A 3,706-nucleotide genomic window follows, 5' to 3' on the forward strand; every position below is an offset into this window, starting at 1 on the left:
CTTATATTGGATCATTCCACCGGTTTTAGGAGCTGTTCTTGGATGGTTTTTGCCTGTTATAGCCGATTGGGTATTGACCATTCCAATCGTTCCTTTTAAAGGGCCTTTGGAATTTATCACATCACTAAACAATTTCTGGGTTTCAATTATCGCTGCAGTTATCGGAATCGTTGCCGGCCTATTTTTTTCACAATATATTTTCACTGAAATTCTTCAGGTGTTCATCTCTGATCAAAATGTGAAGCTGTTGTTTAAAGAGAAAGAAGAAGTGATTGAGAAAAAAGACATTTCTGCAGTTTATCTTGAGAATAAGGATCTTGTTGTTCTTGATCATAAGGGTACTGAATTGTACCGTGAACAACTTGAATCAAAGAGAGCCCTTGCAGAAAGTGCTTTTAAACATCACGGCTATAAATGGGCAGACGAAGATCCTTTTAAGAATGAGTATCAACGCTGGGTTGCGGATCACCCCGATTTTCCCTCGCATATCAATACGCTACTTTTAGCCAGAGAACGAGCTTTACTGGATAATAAACATGAAGAAGCAAAAATTCTGCGCAAAGACCTGGCAAAGCTTGGAGTGGTTATACAGGATGAAGATAAACGGCAATACGTAAGGATGGTATCGTAATATTTCAGTTGCGAACGCCTAAAAAAGAACATTAGGAATAAATTAAACACCGCTCTTTTTGTGAAAGAGCGGTGTGAATCCATCAGCGGACTGTTACGTCCCAATTGGAAATATTAATTTGTCCTGTGCCTCCGAAAACTTCCGTCCCGAATTCCACACTGCTGACATACTTTGTTTTGGAAAGCCAATGTTTGGAGTCGGCAAGATAATTCGTGAAATCCCGAACATTCAGGTTCGCACGTTGGGTGTTTGCCGTTCTGACAAATGAAAACACGTTCCATCCTTTGCCGCTTCCAGCATCAATATAGCCTTTATATACTTTCCAATTGTGCCCGCCGATCGAAACAGTTTCGACATAAGAACCGGCAGGTCCGGCATTTGTGTTATTGAGCCAGATCATAATCTCATCGGTTGGAGCCGAACCCCAGCTTGCCTTGTTTGTATTGTGGAGCCAAATGTCATATGCGGCATTGTACGTGCCGTTCGCACTGATCGAATAGCTGACTTTCGTGTTGATGTTTTTTTGATCTGACAATCGGGTCGGGAAGCCGCTGCCCGCAGTATAGCCTTCAGTCCAATGCCAGCCGCTGACGATCGACGGATAAGCTTTTACTGTGCTAGTATTGCTCGGCCAATTCCATACCCAGCCCATGTCTGAATCATTGTTATGATAAATGGTCTGCCACCAGCCGCTGACCTGGTCGGCTCCCCAAACATTGTTGAATATGTAGTATTTTTTGTTTTTAAAATACAATTTATCCGACGGGTTTGATGACGAAGCAGCAAGCGCTGAGAGCGGCCCCGTCAGCAGCATGATACATACAGCTCCCCATAGCAGGATAGCTTTTAGCAAATGGTTGTTTCTCACGTATTGAAAACCTCCTCATATTTATACACCCTATTATAAAAAAGAACGAAACGGAGTACATTCGTAAAAAGTCATGAATTTCCATAGATATATCCTCTTATCTTTGAAAAGATATCCATTTTATTGAAATAAAGAACGGCCATCGAACTAAAAAACAGCCGCGGTCGCCCGCAGCTGTCTTTTTAAAATTCCGTTTTTTTCACTTCAATGAAACGGATATGATGATCTTCAGCATCAAGAATTTTAAATTCGCATCCCTCAGTTTTGAGGATGTCACCGTTTTTCAGCTCCATCTTTTGCGTCAGAAGCCAGCCAGCAATCGTATCGACTTCTTCGTTTTCAATCGCGATATGAAGGAGGTCATTCACTTCGTCGATTAAAGCCTTTCCGTCCATAATATAATGGTGTTCGCCTTTTTTTATAATGTGCGGCATTTCGTCCTGATCAAACTCATCCCTGATTTCCCCGACGATTTCCTCCAATATGTCTTCAACCGTAACCAGTCCTGCCGTTCCACCGTACTCATCAACAAGAATGGCCATATGAATCCGTTCCTTCTGCATGCGAATCAAGAGCTCCTGGATCGGTATGTTCTCAATCACCCTGATGACAGGCCTCATTAAGTCCGTTAAAGGAATCGTCTCGTCGAGAAAATACGATTTAAACAAATCCTTGCTGTTGACAATTCCGATAATATGATCTTTATCATCCTTAATGACCGGATATCTCGTATAGCGTTCATTAATGACGGTTTCAATCGCTTCTTTTATGGATTGATCGGCCAACAAGGTAGCCATCTCCGTTCTCGGCACCATGATTTCCCGGGCCAGTCTGTTGTCAAATTCAAAAATTTTGTTGACGTATTTATACTCAGACTGGTTGATTTCTCCTTTTTTATAGCTTTCAGACAGCATAAGCCGCAGCTCTTCCTCACTGATTGCCACTTCATGCTCTTTAACCGAATGGAACCCGAACAGCTTCGTTAACAGCCGGGCCGAGCCATTCAGCAGTTTGATAAACGGGAACATGATTTTATAAAACAAAATGAGCGGCTTCGCCGTCCATAAGCTGACGGCTTCCGCTTTTTGAATCGCAATCGTTTTTGGCGCAAGCTCGCCGACCACAACGTGCAAAAATGTAATGATGACAAAGGCGGTAACAATCGAAGCCACTCTTAAAACGGATTCAGGCAGGCCAAATAGTTCAAAAAGCGGATGGATGATCCTTTCGAATGTCGATTCTCCGAGCCAGCCGAGCCCTAATGCGGTGATGGTAATGCCGAGCTGGCAGGCAGACAAATATTCATCAAGATTTGTCACCACTCTTTTGGCCGCAATCGCGCGCTTATCCCCGCTTTCAACAAGCTGATCGATTTTTGTGCCGCGGATTTTGACGATCGCAAATTCGGCGACAACGAAAAAAGCCGTAGCTGCAATTAAAAGTATGACGAGTATGAGATTCAGGATATTCAAAAAAAGCCCTTACCAAATATGGTAAGGGGCCACCTCCTTAAGACGAATGGTTAGTCATTACGACCGGACAGGAAAATTGCGACGAAGCGCAGCAGCTCAAACAGCGAAACAAGCGCTGCAGCAACATATGTCAGAGCCGCGGCATCCAGCACCTTGCTGACGCCTCTTTCTTCCGTGTTGCGGATCATTCCTTCTGAAACGATGATCCTTTTTGCCCGGGAGCTTGCGTTAAATTCAACAGGCAGTGTCACAAGCTGAAAGAATACGGCCGCCGAAAACAAAATGATGCCGAGTCCGATCAGATTCAGGCTTCCGAGCAGCATTCCGCCGATAAACAAAAACGGCGCCACTCCCGAAGAAAAGTTCACGATCGGAAACATCTTATGCCTCAAAACAAGTGCGCCGTATGATTCCTGATGCTGCAGGGCATGTCCGCATTCATGGGAAGCAACGGAAACCGCTGCAATTGAACGGCCGTAATATACGGGTTCGGACAGGCGCACAACGCGTGCTGTCGGGTCATAATGGTCTGTCAAGGTTCCTCTTACCGGTTCAACCGGGATATCGTAAAGGCCGTTTTGGTCGAGAATCTGTCTGGCCACTTCGGCTCCAGTTCTCCCGCTTGACGCCTCTACTTTTGAATATTTTTCAAAGTTGCTCTTTACTTTAAATTGTGCACAAATCGATAAACCTAATGCAGCAAATGTTAACAAGTAAAAAATCATGCTCCTGCAA

The 3,706-nt window shown here is 44.1% G+C and carries 4 protein-coding genes; 1 reads left to right on the forward strand and 3 read right to left on the reverse strand.

The window, feature by feature from the left end; translation table 11 throughout:
* Positions 1-631: YqeB family protein (locus C1T29_RS18500; protein WP_231516513.1), on the forward strand; the 631-nt coding region annotated here is incomplete at its 5' end.
* A gap of 82 nt (positions 632-713) precedes the next feature.
* On the opposite strand, the gene C1T29_RS18505 is transcribed toward C1T29_RS18500, so the two are convergent.
* From C1T29_RS18505 to C1T29_RS18515, 3 genes are all read right to left on the reverse strand, one after another.
* Positions 714-1,499, reverse strand: a complete 786-nt coding sequence (locus C1T29_RS18505; RefSeq protein WP_020452753.1) for a GH12 family glycosyl hydrolase domain-containing protein — start codon at positions 1,497-1,499, stop codon at positions 714-716.
* Between the two features lie 182 nt (positions 1,500-1,681).
* Positions 1,682-2,971 (reverse strand): hemolysin family protein, encoded by a 1,290-nt coding sequence (locus C1T29_RS18510; protein WP_020452754.1) that lies wholly within the window; start codon positions 2,969-2,971, stop codon positions 1,682-1,684.
* Between the two features lie 50 nt (positions 2,972-3,021).
* A complete protein-coding gene (locus tag C1T29_RS18515; protein ID WP_208945526.1) occupies positions 3,022-3,696 on the reverse strand; it encodes a zinc metallopeptidase in 675 nt (224 codons plus the stop codon).
* Positions 3,697-3,706 lie beyond the last annotated feature (10 nt).

Source organism: Bacillus sp. MBGLi79 (assembly GCF_002953915.1).